Source organism: Streptomyces sp. NBC_00028, from assembly GCF_045041065.1.
GTDB lineage: Bacteria > Actinomycetota > Actinomycetes > Streptomycetales > Streptomycetaceae > Streptomyces.
This window is the reverse complement of the sequence record NZ_CP108293.1, coordinates 2,767,170-2,782,436: the sequence shown is the minus strand read 5'-3', so window position 1 is coordinate 2,782,436 and position 15,267 is coordinate 2,767,170. Positions and strand designations below refer to the sequence as shown.

At 69.6% G+C, this 15,267-nt stretch carries 10 protein-coding genes; 2 read left to right on the top strand and 8 right to left on the bottom strand.

Features of this window, described 5'->3' with window-relative positions; genetic code table 11:
* Positions 1-18: 18 nt before the first annotated feature.
* From OG885_RS12150 to OG885_RS12130, 5 genes are all read right to left on the bottom strand, one after another.
* The gene (locus OG885_RS12150; RefSeq protein ID WP_405730270.1) at positions 19-2,523 is read right to left on the bottom strand and encodes an Hsp70 family protein; all 2,505 of its coding nucleotides are present in this window, start codon (positions 2,521-2,523) and stop codon (positions 19-21) included.
* A 69-nt stretch (positions 2,524-2,592) separates the two neighbouring features.
* The gene (locus tag OG885_RS12145) at positions 2,593-3,204 is read right to left on the bottom strand and encodes a nucleotide exchange factor GrpE (protein ID WP_405730268.1); all 612 of its coding nucleotides are present in this window, start codon (positions 3,202-3,204) and stop codon (positions 2,593-2,595) included.
* Complete coding sequence (locus tag OG885_RS12140) at positions 3,201-3,488, bottom strand: hypothetical protein (protein ID WP_405730266.1); 288 nt, start codon at positions 3,486-3,488, stop codon at positions 3,201-3,203. The genes OG885_RS12145 and OG885_RS12140 overlap by 4 nt, the downstream gene beginning before the upstream one ends.
* Entirely contained in the window at positions 3,485-5,197 is a 1,713-nt protein-coding gene (locus OG885_RS12135; protein ID WP_405730264.1) for a hypothetical protein, read from the bottom strand. Before OG885_RS12135 ends, OG885_RS12140 begins: the two co-directional genes overlap by 4 nt.
* 110 nt (positions 5,198-5,307) lie before the next feature.
* Positions 5,308-5,760: an ATP-binding protein gene (locus OG885_RS12130; RefSeq protein ID WP_405730262.1), complete on the bottom strand. Its 453-nt coding sequence runs from the start codon at positions 5,758-5,760 to the stop codon at positions 5,308-5,310.
* A gap of 157 nt (positions 5,761-5,917) precedes the next feature.
* Between OG885_RS12130 and OG885_RS12125 the strand changes: the two genes are divergently transcribed.
* Together OG885_RS12125 and OG885_RS12120 are read left to right on the top strand one after the other, a co-directional pair.
* A complete protein-coding gene (locus OG885_RS12125) occupies positions 5,918-6,808 on the top strand; it encodes a Scr1 family TA system antitoxin-like transcriptional regulator (RefSeq protein ID WP_405730260.1) in 891 nt (296 codons plus the stop codon).
* Positions 6,805-6,990: a DUF397 domain-containing protein gene (locus OG885_RS12120; RefSeq protein ID WP_405730258.1), complete on the top strand. Its 186-nt coding sequence runs from the start codon at positions 6,805-6,807 to the stop codon at positions 6,988-6,990. The genes OG885_RS12125 and OG885_RS12120 overlap by 4 nt, the downstream gene beginning before the upstream one ends.
* Positions 6,991-7,041: 51 nt before the next feature.
* Here the strand turns inward: OG885_RS12120 and OG885_RS12115 are convergent, their stop codons facing one another.
* The 3 genes from OG885_RS12115 to OG885_RS12105 all read right to left on the bottom strand — a co-directional run bounded on the left by OG885_RS12115 (position 7,042) and on the right by OG885_RS12105 (position 15,259).
* On the bottom strand, positions 7,042-8,058 hold the full coding sequence (locus OG885_RS12115; protein WP_405730256.1) for an EcsC family protein: 1,017 nt from the start codon (positions 8,056-8,058) through the stop codon (positions 7,042-7,044).
* A 71-nt stretch (positions 8,059-8,129) separates the two neighbouring features.
* A complete protein-coding gene (locus OG885_RS12110) occupies positions 8,130-12,311 on the bottom strand; it encodes an Eco57I restriction-modification methylase domain-containing protein (RefSeq protein ID WP_405730254.1) in 4,182 nt (1,393 codons plus the stop codon).
* Positions 12,311-15,259, bottom strand: coding sequence for a DEAD/DEAH box helicase (locus tag OG885_RS12105; RefSeq protein WP_405730252.1), 2,949 nt, complete (start codon positions 15,257-15,259; stop codon positions 12,311-12,313). Before OG885_RS12105 ends, OG885_RS12110 begins: the two co-directional genes overlap by 1 nt.
* Positions 15,260-15,267 lie beyond the last annotated feature (8 nt).

Sequence of the window (15,267 nt, the reverse complement as noted above, 5' to 3'; positions counted from 1 at the left end):
AACGGTTCCGGAGAACCGTCACCGCTCCGTCGGCAGCACGCTTCCCACGGACGGCGGGCTGGTCACGTCCGCGAACTGGCTGCGACCCGCCTTGGCGAGGCCCACGAGCCGTACGAGCTGTGCGTCCTGAGCCGCCTGATCGCCGCGTTCCACCGCGCTGCGCAGCTCGTCGCGGGCGGCCACGATCTCCTTCCGCAGGATCGCCGGATAGGCGTCCTGTTCGGCCAGTTGGATGGTCATGAGGGAGGTCCGGACCGCCGGATCGATTCCGGTCCAGAGATCCTCGACGCGTTCGGTGTTCGCGCGCATGGCACCCGGGTCCATGGCCTTGCGTGCGTCCATGACCGCCTCGGCGGCGTCCCGCAGTTCTTCCAGGAGCTGCGGCGGCAGCAGTCCGCGCCCGCTCCGGGAGGCGATGCTCGCCTGTGCGTGGGCACGTCGGGCCCGCGTGCACAGGTCCAGGGTGGTGCGGGCGGATTCCAGGAGCCCGTCCAGGGAACGGCCCACGGTCTCTCCCTTGGCGAGCGCCGCCAAGTCGGCCTGGGCCTCGGTGAGGGCGTCGAGCTCGGCGGCGGTCAGGCCGTGCTGGAAGTCGGCCAGGAAGCGGGCGTACCGGTCGTGGAGTTCGGCCGCCTTCCTGCCCGTACCGGTGGAGACCAAGCTGCGTCGGAGCTCCGCGCCTCGCCAGTCGCCTGAGCCGAGGCGGTACTGCAAGGCGATGGTCCGGTCCCCGTCGAGCTTCGCCTGAACGGTGAGCGGCACCTCTCCGCGGAGTCCCTCGGTGCGTTCGTCGACGAAGCTCCCGCAGAACTCGTTGCGCTGCGCCGAGCGCAGGTGCGGTCCTTCCCAGAGCTGGAAGCGCACCGATGCGCCGTTGTCGCTGCGTACCGTGAGGTCGTCGACCCGGTGCCATTCGGTCGGGTAGCGGGTGCCGCCGGGGAAGAGGACCTTGAGGGTGCCGTCGTCCAGCTCAAGGCCGATGTGCTGTGCCGTGACCTGCTGCGGAAGCGCGGTGCCGAAGTCGCCGCCGCAGAGTGAGCAGTTGCTGAGACCGGGGGCGTTGATCATTCCACAGCGGGGGCACTTCAGCCCGCCCAGGTCCAGCGGCGCGTCGCAGTCAAGGCACGCGGTCGCGGAGGCGGGGTTGTCGTCACGGCCGCACTCGGGGCACTCCGTGCGGATCGTCGCCGGGGCGGCAGCCCGCAGTCCGGACAGATCCGTGGTGCACACGGGGCAGACGGCGGTGAGTTCGGGGGCAGGGACGTGGCAGCCCGGGCAGTCCACGGTGGCGGCGCCGAGGAGCGGGGTGTCACAGGACGGGCAGGCGTCCTCGGTGACGGGGATGCCCTCGATGGTGCAGCTCTCGGCAGGGCAGTCGAGAGTGTCGAGGAGACCGGCTTCGACGGCGGCACCGTGGGCGACGGCCATCATGGGGTCCACCGCGTCCGACACCGTGTCCTCGCCGAAGAGCCCCTGAAGATCACGCCGGACGGAGGGGATGCGAGTGGAGCCGCCGACCAGGAGAACCCGCTGGATGTCCTCGGGCAGCGAGCCGCTCTCCGTCAGCACCGACGAGACCGTGTCCCGCATCCGGCCGAGGTGCTCGGTGAGGAGCTTCTCGAAGTCGGCACGCCGTACCGTCCCCGACCAGGATCCGCCCTGGAGACCGAGTGGAGCGAGCGTCACGTCGAAGGCGTCCCGCGCGGACAGCTCGATCTTCGCGCGCTCGGCGGCGGCCCGGATGCGGGAGGCGTCCCCTTCGCCGCCGTGATCACGTCCGTCGAGCCGCTCGCGCAGATGGCGGTCCAGCAGCGCGTCGAAGTCCGCACCGCCGAGGAGGTTGTCCCCGCCCAGCTTGTCCACCGAGAAGTAGCCGGGTCCGATCGTCAGCAGGGACACGTCGAAGGTGCCGCCGCCCAGGTCGAAGACGAGCACGGTGGCGTAGTCCGGGATGCCGTTCTCACCCGACCTGACACCGAAGGCGTGCGCGGCGGCGGTCGGTTCCTCCACGATCCGCGCCACATGGAACCCGGCCAGCCGTCCGGCTTCGCGCACCGCATGGGTCTGCGGCTCGGCGAAGTACGCCGGCACCGTGATCACCGCACGCCGGAACGGCACTCCCGCAGTGTCCTCGGCATCCTTCTTCAGCCGTCGCAGCAGGACGGCGGAGACCTGCACGGGGGAGAGGTAGTGCTCGCCGAGCCGGATCTCCACCGAGCCGTCGGCTCCGGCCCGCACCGGCGGCGCGTCGTCCGGACGTGTGGCGAGCGCCTGCTGTACGAGGTCGTCGTCCCAGCGCCGCCCGATCAGCCGCTTGACCTCGGTGATGACGGAACTCGGATCCCCCGAACGCCAGTTGAGAGCCTCCTGTCCCACCAGCAAGTCGCCTCGGGAGTCGATTCCGATGGCGGAGGGGGTGGCCGGATCGCCGTGCCGGTTGGGCAGGACGGTGGGGACGCCGTCGTGCAGCCAGGCCGTGACGGAGTTGGTGGTGCCGAGGTCGATACCGAGAGTCCGGTGCATGGCAGGGTGCTTCCTGATCGTCATGGAGCGTCGGAGGCGAACGGGGCGGTGCGGTACTGGCGGTTCGGGTCAGGTACGGCGCGAGCGGCGTCCGCGCCTGGCCGAGGGCTTGCGTGGCAGGCGGAGCCGTTGGGAACGGGTGGTGCGCTGCGGCTGCGTTCGCTTGCCACCTGAAGTGGCGATCGTGACCGAGGGTTCGGGTTCGGGCTCCGGTGCCGGTCCAGGCACGGCGATGACCACCCGCGGGGCCCGCAGGACGGCGCCGCCCAGGCGGAAGCCGGTGAGCTTCTCCCTGAGTACCGTGCCTTCCGGCCAGGTCGGATGCGGTTCCGTACCGACGACGCGCATCTCCGCCGGATCGACGCCACGGCCCACCACGTCCACCGGGACGACGTCGTGCCGGGCCAACTCGCCGCGCAGCATCCGGTGCGCCGCGTCGACCTGCTCGCTCAGCGCGATCGCGGCCGAGACCGCCTCACGCGGGGACCGTGCCTCGTGCAGGGCACCGGCCCGGCGACTCGTGTCCGCGAGGACGTCGTCCAGCGGCAGCAGCGCGGTCAGCAGGTCGCGCAATCGGGCCTCGGCCTCGTCGCGCTTGCGGGACAACGCCTCGACCCGGCGCCGCAGCTTGTCGAGTTCGGACGGCGGGCCGGTGGCCACCACCGGGGCGGGATCGGTCACGGACGCTCCTCGGAGGCTTGCGGGGGCAAGGGCGGGGTGAGCATTTCGGCGACGAGCGCGGCGACGGGACTGCGAGAGGCTTGGTCGGCGCGCTCGATGAGCCCGTGCCTGACGGGATCCTGTCGGGCCTTGGCCAGCGCTTGTGCCGCCTGCCTGCGCAGAGGCAGGGGGCGGGTGCCCGGCGCGATGCCCGGCACGAGTTCGTGAAGCGTGGGGCCGAACCAGGGGATCGGGGGGAGTTCGCTGCCCCCGCGATCCGGGGCGGCGGATGCGTCGGTGGTCAAAAGAGAGCTTCCTGTCCGGTGTCGTCACGACCGTGTCTGCGGGCATGGGGTCCGGGGCTGGGGCCGAAGAGCAGGCCTTGGGCGGGCAGTCCGGCCCCGATCCGCTCCGCGCACGCGCGGTCGCGCCGCGCCCCGCCCGGATCGCCGGCCCGCTCGCGTTCCCGGGCGCGGTTCAAGTAGGCGGATTCCACGGTCTGATCGAAACGGGCACTCACACCGGTCCGGATCAGATCCCGGAGGAACAGGTCGATGACGTCCGACGGGGACGCGGTGGCTTCCAGGTGCTCCGCGAGCAGGAGAACGGCGGTGTGCAGTTCTTCCCTGACCCGGCTGTCCCAGAGAGGGTCCGCGATGTCCACGGCCAGGCTCAGCAACTCGACGCGGCGCTCCAGGGTGGTGCGGGTGTCGTCGGTGTCGGTGTCGGGCGCGGTGGCGGTGGCGGTCATCGCCAGTTCCGCGTAGTGGTCCCCGAGCCATTTCCGGGCCGCTACGCACTCCGGGTCGCGTTCGAGCAGACCCCGCACGTCGTCGACACAGAGCTTGTCCCCCCGATCGAGGTCCGCTCTCAGGTGGTCGTCGAGGCCGGACCGGGCGTCCGGGTCCTCGGGCGTCACCTCCAGGGCGCGCGCGAAACGCCTACGGCTCTGCGCCGGGTCGCTCTTGAAGACCCGCTGGCCCTGACGCACCAGCTCGGCGGTCAACTCGGCGGCTAGGGAGGTGTCCTGCGGCAGGAGGGCATGGGCCAGGTCGAGGCCCTGGATCCGCGTGACGGGCGAGTTGCCGCGACCGGTGTTGGTCCGCCCGACGTTCGCCGCCGCGAGCCGTACGGCCTGCTGCTCCTCGGCCCCGAGGGCGCGTCCGAGCCGCGCCGCCGTGCTGAAGTCCGAGAGTGCCGAGGTCCACTCACCGGCCCGCACCCGGTCCCGACCCCGGCCTGCCAGAGCCTGGGCCAGCGCGTCGGAGCAAGCCAGGTGGTCGGGCGCGTCCACGGTCCACGCGGTCGTGTCGGGATGGCGCGCGGTGTAGGCGTCGAGGAGGTCGACACGGCGGCCGTGCCGTACGAGATGATCAGCGGCGAGCCCGAGGGGGATGAGACCGTCGGGGGCGGCGGCCGAGGGGACGACGACAGGGTCGATGCCGTCGCACTCGGCCTCCCACGCCGTCCGCCAAGCGGCGAGGGCGTCGCGGCTTGCTCGGACGTCCAGGGCGTGCAGCAGGTCGGTGATGCGTTCGTGCAGATGGCGGCGGGCCTCCTCCCAGAGCTCCTCGGGTACGGGGGTGTCGCGCCGTTCGCTGAGGAGCCCGTGGAAGTCGCTCAGATCTTCCTCGTCCAGGAGGTGCGCCCACAGGACGATCGCGAGCGCGGCGGTACTGGCTTCGGTGCGCCGTCCCTCTTCGCTCAGCCTGCGCAGGGCACTCACCGCAAGGGAGTGGACGATGTCGGTGTCGGCCCAGCCGAGGTCGTCTCGGTCAGGGCACCATCGGGCCGCCTCCGGCCAGTTCCCCGCACGAGCGGCCAGGGCGGCGCGGAGGATGGCGTGACGCATCGAGGCGTCGTCGGTGTCGGACGTGCCGAACTCGTTCTGGAACCGCTGGAGAAGGGGCCGCACGAGGCGGAACTCCGCACGCAGAAACGCGTGTTCGGCATCGAGCAGGAGGCCGCGCGCCGTGACGGTCCGGTCGGGCTCGCCGGTGTCATTCACCTGCACGGTCTGTCGTCCCCCATGATCCCCCGTCCTACAAGGGACCACCGTAAGGAGGCATGTTGGCAACGTCAACGCGTGATCGGGAGGGATGGCTGATTCGCGTTGGGTGCTTCTCAGGCCGGGCTGGCCAGTTCGGCTCGCACGGTCTTGCCGCTGGGTGGGTGAGGCAGCGTCTCCCAGTGGTCGGCGATCGCGGCGACGAGGGCGAGGCCGCGTCCGTTGGTGTGGAGTGCCGCGTCGGAGAAGGCGGCGGCGGTCGCGGGACGGGGCTGCGGACCTTTGTCGCCGCGTGCATCGGTGACGTCGATGCGGAGGCGGCTGGCCAGGGCGTCGAACACGAGAGTCAGCCGGAAGCTACGACCGGGCAGGCGCCCGTGGAGTACGGCGTTCGCGGCGAGCTCCGCGACGACGATCTCGGCACGCTCCGTGAGGTCGTGCGGGGCGTCCCAGGACCGCAGCTGGCTCACGCTGAGCAGCCGGGCGAGGCGAGCGCCGCGCGGGGTCGACGAGAGCAGCTGCGTGAAGGTGAGCGAGGGCGTGGTGAGTTGGTGTGGGGGTTGGTTCATGGAGCCAGCGTGGCGGGAGTGCGGGGGCTGTTGCGAGCGTGGCACCCCGTACGCGGAGTCAGCGTACGGGCACGCAGGGTGGACAGTACGTCTCTTCAGACATCACGCTGAGTGGTGATCGTGTGCGGGCCCGAGGGGCTGGAGAGAGGGGCGGCGGATGGACATCGTCGAGGTGGAGACGGAGGCGGCTGCGGGGGTTGGGGCCGCCCGGACGAGTCCGGCGGGGGAGTGGGAGCGGGAACCTCATCCCTCCGACAGTCTGCGTACGTTCGGGGCGGTCGTCCAGGCGTTGCGGGAACACGCGGGGCTGAGCCGGGAGGGGCTTGCCGCGATCGTCCAGTACTCCAAACACACCGTTGAGTCGGTGGAGTTGGGGCGCCGGATGCCGGACGAGGGGTTCGTGGAGCGGGCGGAGGAGGCCCTCGGCAACACCGGCGCGCTGCGGAGGGCCGCCCGGTTCCTCACCCGGGGCGAGGCGGGACTGGCTGCCTGGTTCCGGCGGTGGGCGCGGTTGGAGCGGGAGGCGGTGAGTCTGTGTACGTACGAGTGCAGGCTGGTGCCGGGGCTGTTGCAGTCGGAGCGCTATGCGCGGGCACTCTTCGAGAATCGGATCCCGCTGCTGACGGATGAGCAGTTGGAGGCACAAGTCGGGGCCAGGATGGAGCGGCAGCGAATGCTGCACGAGCGTCCGACAGTTCCGTTCCACTTCATCGTTGAGGAAGCGGTCCTGCGGCGGAGGCTGGGCGGCGCCGAGGTGTGGCGCGAGCAACTGAACCACGTTCTGGAGCACACGTTGCCTCGCAACGTGACGTTGCAGATCATGCCGCTGGAAGCCGAGTACCACTCGTGCATGGATGGGCCTTTGCGTCTGTTGGAGACCCCCGAAGGGCGTCGACTCGCATACTCGGAGGGCCAAGAGAGCGGGCGGCTGATTGGCGACTCGAAAGAGGTGAGAGTTCTCCAGCAGCGCTATGACACACTGCGGTCGCAGGCCCTGCACCCCAAAGATTCCCGGGCCTTGCTGGAGCGACTGCGAGGAGAGGTATGAGCACGACGGAACTCGCCTGGTTCAAGTCAAGCTATAGCGGTAGCTCGGGCGACGACTGTGTGGAGGTCGCGATCGCCGAACAGGCCGTCCACGTAAGGGACTCCAAGGATGTGAGCCGCCCGGCTTTCGTGGTCGGCCGTGAAGGCTGGCGGTCGTTCGTGCGGTTCGTGGACCACGCCTGAGCGGAGTGGTGCACGCGTTGGTGGCGCTTTGATCAGGCGCCACCCCAGCACTTACGGGGCGTCGGCCTGGCTGTCGTCGTCCTCGTCGTCGGTCGCCAGCGCGGCCGGTAGCGGCAGGCCGTACTTCTCGCACAGGAAACGGGTCTGGCAGTACCGCTGGGCGTCGGCGGCCACCCTGCCGAGGACCGCGGCATTCATGCCCGCGCCGACGAGAATCCCCACGAACGGCACGACCTTGGCGACGTTCTGCACCGGCACCCTGGAGCCGGCCGGGCCGAGCTGCTGCATCAGCTTCTCCAGGGCGGCCACGAGGCGATGGTCTTGGCGGAGCTTCTGCGACCAGTTGACGCGTCCCTTGAGGGCGTGCGCTGCCCGTGCTGTGTCGCGCAAGGGCTCGGCCTTGGCCGCCTGGGCCATGAAGGACCGGCGTACCAGGCGTTGGATGAAGAGCTGCTCGTCGGGGTCCTTGGCGTCGTAGCCGTAGGAGTACGCGATCCGCGAGGCGATCGACGTGCTCAGTACCTGGACGACGAGGATGTCCGCCGTCATCGCGGCGGGGATCCCGGCGACGGGGACCAACGCCAGCACGCCCATGGCGCCGCCCTCGAAGGCGCCTGCGGTGCGCCACTTGAGGGTGTTGCGGGTCAGTAGCCGGTCGCAGAACTTGAGTTCCTGCTTCCGCAGTTCGGTGAAGCTTTCGAGTTCGAGACCCTGTTTGCGGGCGAGCTTCTCGACGTTTTTCGGGTCGTTGAGCTCCCTGGCCGACTCGTTGACGAGGTCAAGCAACGCCGCAGCGCCCGCGAGCGCCGGTCGCAGGGCCTTGTCGGCGACCGCGTCGCCCGCGCGCCGCATGGGTTCCGAGACAGCGTCCGGGACCGCGTCCGCGACCCGTCTGGTGGCCTTTCCGGCGGCCTCGCCGGTGCGACTCAGCGCCGTGCTCGCCCAGTTCGGCAGGCCGCGGCGGTTGTTGCGGCGCTGCCAGTGGTCGTTGAGCGTGGCCCATACCTGCTCGTCGTACTTGCTCATCGCGGGTATGCCATCGAGGAGGTGGTCGGCGTCAGAGCTCACTGAGGTTCTCCGTTTCGACGGTGGTTGCCGGGTGGCGTGGTGCGGGTTCGTGTGACTCCGTTTTCGAAGTGTCAGGCGGGGTGCCGGGGGCCGTGGCCCGGGGGAGGGGTGAGGAGTGAGCGGTAGGTGCCGGACTCGCCCTCGGTGAGCGGGGATTCCAGGGTCAGGCCGGCGGTGGCCATGCGGTCGTACTCGGTGAGGACGAGGCGTTTGGTCCGGTACTCGCCGAACGCGGAGATCTCGTTGTTCTTGAGGCCGCCCGACTCGGACTGGAAGGACTCCAGGATGTAGTCGGTGTCCTCACGGGAGATTCCGTAGAGGTGGAAGAAGTAGGCGTCCAACTCGGCGCGCAGTTGAGCGCGGCGGTCGTCGTCCCACTGGAAGGGCTCGCCCTCGTCGCCCAGGTCGCGGGCGAGCGGGGTCATGTCGTAGGCCGTGTAGACGAGTTCCTGGACGCGGGGGAGGAGGAAGGGGAGGTGGGGATCGAGGCTGGTGGGCGTGGGGACGGGGAGCTGCTTCCAGATGAACAGCTTCATGTGGGCGTCGCTGATCTTCTGACGGCTCACGAAGTCGAAGACCAGGGATGACTGGGTCGCGATCAGGGCGGCGACCAGTGGGGGCGCGACATGGGGCAGCATGAGGGGGTACGTGTGCAGTGTGGCCACGCGAGGGATGAAGGCTGGAATGGAGGTGCGTTCGTTGGTTGAGGCGGTTACATCGCACCAGCCGCAAAGCCAGTCTCGGTTCCAACGTGCTTCTCGGAGACGGATGTCTACTCCGGGAACGTCCACCCTCTTACCATTACGCTCTGTTGGGATCTTCCCAGCATCCTGAACCCAATTGAGAGGCAGGGCCTGTCGCGTGGGGTCCTGTAGCTCGTCGCCGGACAGGTAACTGGGTTGGTTTTGCCGATTCACTGCTGTCAGGCTTTTGGTGACGTCGGCGGCTCGATGGTTGAAGAAGTCGACCATCTTGGCTTCGTAGAGGGGCAGCATTCGGTCCTCCCCGCGTACGAAAGTATTTCCGCGAAGCTGCCAATCCTCCTCTTCGAGCTCGGCGCGCGTTCGGATGATGTCCCTGTCATTGGCGCTGCGGAAGATGTACTTGAAATCGATGTTCCACGGGTTTCCGCTTCGTGCTTTCTCGTTCTGCAGTACAGGGAAGCGCTGGTAGATCGCTGATGTGATATCCGCTTCCCGCTGGGTGCGAAAAACGGGGAGGGTGCCTGTGTTCGGGCTCATGCGAGCCAGGTCGTCCGGGGCCAACGCGAGAACTCGGTTCGGGTCGTTGACGTCCGTGGTGTCAGACAGGAAGAAGCCGACCCGGGTTGCCTCCCCCTGCACGTCCCGACCGGTGAGTGAGAGCAGACAGAACTTGTAGCGGGAGTCCACGCTCTCGAACCACTTGCCGCCCTTGGGTAGGGCGGGCGACTTGGGGCGACGGTTCTCGAAATCGTACAACGATGCCAGTGCCCCGCTACGCACGAAGTCACCGAACAGAAACTGTCCGCCGGCATGCGTTGCGATGGCGGTCGGGATGATGGATCCGAAGCGACCGGATGGGCTGCACACGGTTGAAAAGAGCTCCGTGAACAGCTGGTCTGTCTGGAGTTTGGTGACGCCCCCAGCAGTGAGCCCTTGTGCGCAGAGCGGGAACACGTCAGAGTTCGCCGCGAACGTAAATGTGGATTTTAGTGTCCGGCGCGCAATTCGGTATCGCTCTGCTTCCTCTGGATTTTCCTGGAGCCATTCGGTGATCCGCTTGCGCATGGCGGCACCTGCCAGCTCAGCGATCGATGGTTCCACGACACTGAAGTACTTCTTGTCCTCGAATTCGGAACGATCCCACGGTGGATTCCCCACCACACACGAGAACCCGCCAGCCCACCCTGTCGCCGGGGCGAGTGTGCCGACGTCCGCAGACGCGTCACCGTCCTCCGGGACCGTGAAGATCTCAGGGAACTCCAAGTGCCAGTGGAAGAAGGTGTACTGGTCCCGCAAACGCACGATCTCGTCGTGCGTCGACTGCGGCGCCGCGTCACCCTCGGAGTCTTCCAGTCCCCGAAATACCTTGTGCGTGATGGCTGGTGGCGCGTCCTCATCCTTGACCCAGACGAACGCTGCGCACCACGCGTCCGCCAGGTGCAGGGCCCGCAGATACTCGGCCGACGTCGCCCAGTCCCGGTAGGCGGTCTCCTTGCGACGGACGTCCGCGAGGTTGTCGTCCGGGGCCGCGGTGATCCGGCGGAGGCCGCGCGCGAAGGAGGAGTTGGCGACCTTCGTCTCCGTCTCGATCTCGAACAGGCCGCCCTGGCCCTCGCGTTCGAGGGCGTTGCGGTTGAGCAGCGACCGGGCCCACGCCTCGTCGTCGCCCTCGGTCTTCTTGAATGCCCTGTCCGGGATGCCGTCCCGCATCAGCGCCGGGGTCGCGCCGATCAGACCGTTGCCGTGCTTGATGTGCGCGTCCAGGAAGCTGAGCGGTTTGCCCGGCTCCATCGCCTCCAGCCACAGCGACACCTTGGCCAGCTCGACCGCCATGGGATTGAGGTCCACGCCGTATACACAGCGCGCGACGACCTCGTGGAGGGCGTGGCGCACAGCCTCGGCCGTGGGCTCCGGGTTGCGCTCGCGGACGGCGGCAACACGCTTGGCGATGCGGCGGGCCGCCGCCACCAGGAAGTGCCCCGACCCACAGGCGGGGTCGCAGACCGTGAGGGAGAGCAGTTCCTCGACGATTGTGTCGGCCGGGTCCGGGTGACCGTTGGCGCTCGCGTTATGCCCTCCGCGCTTCACGGCGTCGTCTATCACCGGGTTGAGCGTCGAGTCGAGGAGGGCCTCGGTGAGCGCGGTCGGGGTGTAGTAACTTCCCGTCTTCTTACGGTCGTTGCCGATGCGGTCGACGAGTTCGAAGGTGCGGTCCGCGGCGCTGTGCTTGGGCACCAGCTCCAGCAGAGCCTCGTACACCGAACCGAGTTCCTCGGCACCCATGTGCTGGTAGTCGACGGGACGCCAGCGGGCGGAGCCCGCGTCGCGCACGCGGGCCAGGTGTTTGACGGCCTCGAACAGGTGGCGGTTGGCCAGTCGCGCACCGCGCAGGGGCTCGTCGGCGGGGGTGTCGTTGAAGAGGCCGCCGAGTCCCTTCAGGCTCAGCTCGGGGCGGCCCTCCTCGGAGCCCAAAGCCTCGATCAGCAGTTCTAGGGCGCGGTACTGGTCGTCGTGGGCGGTGCCCAGGCGACGCAGGGCATGGCGGCGGAGGCGAGCGGTCGAGAAGTAGCGGGTGAAACGCTCGCGGGACAATTCGTCCGCCTCGGGGTCCAGCAGGGCGCCTCGGTCCTCGGCGACGAAGAGGAAGATCATGCGGTAGACGAGCCGCAGCAGCGCGGTCTGGAAGGCGTGGACGTCCAGCTGCTCGCGGAGCTTGTTGTTGTGCGGGTGGCTCAGGAACCCGGTGCCGAGCACGGTGAGGGCCGCCTGCACGCCGTCGCGGAAGTGGTCGAGGGCTCGGCTGCCGGACTCTATGGCGACTGTCCGCCACTTCTCCAGCCAGCACCCCGAAGCCGCCGCCCCCTCCGGCACCGCGAACCGCGACGCGTGCAGCAGGCTGTACAGCAGCACGAACTCGCTGAACAGCTCACCGTCGAACAGCGCCTCCAGGTCGAACTCGACATAGGCGGCCGTAGAGAAGGACGACGAGTCGCGCAGCAGACGCAGGCGCCGGCCATTGGTGAGGACCGCCCACAGGTGGGCCTCCGTACGGTTCAGGCAGTCCTGAAGCATCGACTGCGCCGGAACCTGCCCCGCCGCCGGGCGCTTGTCCAACTCCTGGTTCCAGGGGATCAGATGGACGAGCGCCGGACCGTGCCGGTGCGACACCGGGAACCGCTTCTCCGCATCCGAGTCGGCAGGGATACCCCCCTCCCCGACCTCCGTCAGCGCACCGAAGTCCAGCTTCCGGAAGAGCTGCGCGAGCCAGTCGGTACCGGCCCGGCCCGTCGGGTCGGCAGCGGGGGCCCCGGTGTTCGGGTCCGAGGGCAGGGCCTTGCGCAGGTCACGCCAGAGCGGCTTCAGGTACTCCCAGGCGCGCTCGGCCTCGTCGCGTACCGGGACCGAGGCGGGCAGGCCGTAGTCGGCGGACTTGGTGCCCGGTAGGTTCCGCGCCTCGGCGATGCGCAGCAGCATGTCGGCGGGGAGCAGCCCGCCGACCGTGGTGACGGCGGTGAAGACCAGGGCGGTGCGGGTGGCGGTGACGGGCATCAGGCTTCGGCTCCGGACACAGTAGAAGCGGGCTGCTGCGGCAGGTAGACGTACACACCGAGGACGTCGGCCGGCTCCTGCGGGACGACCTTCAGGCCGCGGACGATCTCCTCGTTGGCCTTGCGTACGCGGCGGTGCGAGGCGTCGAGTTCGGCGGCGAGGCTCGTGCCGTACTCCGTGAGATGCCCGGCGAGATCCGGCAGACCGTCCAGCGCGCGGCCGATCTGGTTGCGGGCGAGCTGCTCGTGGGTGTTGGCACTGGCCCGCGCGGCCAGCAGCGCGGCGGCCGCCTCGTCGTCCAGCCAGCGGGCACGCGACGGCATTCCCTCATACGCGAGCAACCGCGCGTCCTCCGCGACCAGTTGCCGTTCGCCGGTGCGGGATGGCAGCGTGAGGTGGAAGCGGTAGCGGACGAGCAGGAGCGTCGTCCGGATCGTCACCGCGTCCGTCGTCACCACACCGCAGCGGCGCGCCGGGCGCGGGCCGGGGGTGTTCGCGTCCAGCGCCGAATCGAGGACGTACGAGGCGATCGCGCCGATCGCCGGGTCGGTGCGGACCAGCGCGGCCTCGCCCCGGCCGACGGCCGGTGTCGTGCGGAACGGGATCTCCCGGTCCTCCTCGATCAGCCGCCCGCCGAGGGTGGCGGCGAGCGCGTCACGCAAGCCGGCCGGGGCGCCACCGGCCTGGGCGGTGAAGTCGCCGCTCCCGTCACGCGGGTCGCGGACCACGGCGTCCAGGTCGCGCAGCGCCTCCAGGGCGAAGTCGCGCACCTCGTCGGCGCCGCCGAGCGCGGCCCGGACGGCGGCGACCTCGCGGGCCACCTCCTCCGGGTGGATGCTGCGCTGGGCGTACTTGGACTGGGAGGTCTTCTCCCGCTCGGCGGCCGAGGACCACTCGCGCTCGATACGCTCGAAGGACTCCTGGTGGCTGTCGAGCTCGAACAGGCTCTCCTGGCTGCCCTGACGGCCGTGCAGCAGCAGCCACTCGACCACGGCGTCCGTCACCCCGGAAGCCGTCTCGTCGGGGACGGAGACCGAGATGCCCAAGTCCTTCTTGATCTGCCGGTGCTTGGCGAACAGCACCTCCAGGACCTTGCCGTCGATGCCGTTGTCCTCGCCGAACATGGTGATGACCCGGACCTGGTCGCGCTTCTGGCCGTACCGGTCCACGCGACCCTCGCGCTGGTCGTGGCGGGTCGGGTTCCAGGCCAGGTCGTAGTGGACGACGGCGTCGAAGTGGTGCTGGAGGTTGACGCCCTCGGAGAGGCAGTCGGTGGCGATCAGCACGCGGCGGACAGCGGGATCGCCCTCTTCCTCGGCGGATTCGGCGGCGAGCTGCTCGATGCGCTCCAGCCGCTGCTGCGGGGAGAGGGTGCCGGTCACCGCGGCGATCTTCGTCTTCTTGCCGAGCTTGCCTTCGAGTTGGGTGGCGAGGTACTCGGCGGTCGGGATGTAGCGGCAGAAGACGATGGGGTGGTAGCCCTCGGCGATCAGGCTCTTCAGGTGCTTGGTCAGCGCCTTGAGCTTCGCGTCCTCCGCCGGGCCGACCAAATCGGCAGCGCGCTGCGAGAGTTCGAGCAGCCTTGCACCCGCCTCTTCCGACTCGGCGGCGCCCGGCGCGACGTCCATGCCCTCCAAGCGGTCGTTCTCGGCGGAGTCGGCGGCGACCGGCGCGCCCAGCACGTCCGCCTCCTGCGCGGTGCGGGCGGCGGCGGACTCCGAGCGGGTCTTCAGGGTCTGCGCGGCGGCGGCCGGCGAGGAGACCATTGAGCGCAGCAGCGCGATCACCGACCACCAGGCGACACGGGCCTCCCGCCTGCCCTGCTCGCCGGCGGCCTGGACGCGGTCCCTGGCGTAGGCGATGGCGTCGTCGAGCAGCGCCCGGTAGGCGGGGCTGAGTTTGTACGGCTCGTCCTTCGTCCAGCGGTCGGACGGGAACGCGGTGCGCTCGGCCAGGGAGTCGTCGCTGAGGCCGTCCTCCTTGGTGAGGTAAGTGCGGACGTCGGCGCGCTTGCGGGCCACGAAGTACTCGGCGAGCTTCGCCCGCCCCGCCGGGGTCTCCAGATTCACGGTCGCGAGCTCCGGCCGCACCAGGCCGAGCAGGTTGCGGAACGCGGACTCCTTGCCGGAGTGCGGGGTCGCGGTCAGCAGCAGCAGGTGGCGGTCGGCGTCGGCGGAGACCCGGCGCAGCAGCTCGTAGCGCAGCTGGTTGGAGGAGGACGAGGCGGTGCCCTGCCCGGCGTCGTCGGCGGCCACGCAGCTGTGGGCCTCGTCGACGATCACCAGGTCGGGGCAGTTCCGTACGAAGTCCTCGCGGTGCCGGGTCGACTTGATGAAGTCCGTTGAGATGATCGTGTACGGGTGCTTGTCGAACAGGGACTGGCCCAGCTCCAGACCGCGTTCGAGTCGCGTCACCGTGGAGGCCAGGACCAGCTCGGCGTCGATGCCGAACTTCTCCCGCAGCTCGCCCTGCCACTGCTCGGCCAGCGCGGGGGAGCACAGCACCGCCAGCCGGGTCGCCTCGCCCTGCGCGAGCAGCTCCTTGGCGATCAGGCCGGCCTCGACCGTCTTGCCGATGCCGACGTCGTCCGAGATCAGTAGCCGCACTGTGCGCTGCCGTAGCGCCATCAGCAGCGGAACCAGCTGGTAGGCCCTGGGCTCCACCGCGATCGACGCCAGCGAGCGGAAGGGGCCCGCACCGGAACGGAACCCGATGCGCAGCGCCGTGCGCAGCAGGCCTGCGGCTCGCTGGTCGCCCAGGTCGGTCGGGCTCGGCTCCGCGAACTCCGCATGGCGGACGTCCTCGAATGCCGGGAAGACGGCCGCGATGTCGTCCTCGCTTCCGCCCAGCGGGCGCAGCACCAGCATGTCGGAGGCGCTCTCGGGCAGCACCACCCATTCCCGGCCCCGGGCGGCGACCAGGGAGCCGGCTGTGTACGTGAGGCTCATGAGATCTC

Bases quoted from the DNA above. Each gene is read 5' to 3' on its own strand.
- OG885_RS12150 (WP_405730270.1), bottom strand. From the start codon at position 2,523: ATGCACCGGACTCTCGGTATCGACCTCGGCACCACCAACTCCGTCACG.
- OG885_RS12120 (WP_405730258.1), top strand. From the start codon at position 6,805: ATGAGCACGACGGAACTCGCCTGGTTCAAGTCAAGCTATAGCGGTAGC.
- OG885_RS12105 (WP_405730252.1), bottom strand. From the start codon at position 15,259: ATGAGCCTCACGTACACAGCCGGCTCCCTGGTCGCCGCCCGGGGCCGG.
- OG885_RS12110 (WP_405730254.1), bottom strand. From the start codon at position 12,311: ATGCCCGTCACCGCCACCCGCACCGCCCTGGTCTTCACCGCCGTCACC.
- OG885_RS12130 (WP_405730262.1), bottom strand. From the start codon at position 5,760: ATGAACCAACCCCCACACCAACTCACCACGCCCTCGCTCACCTTCACG.
- OG885_RS12125 (WP_405730260.1), top strand. From the start codon at position 5,918: ATGGACATCGTCGAGGTGGAGACGGAGGCGGCTGCGGGGGTTGGGGCC.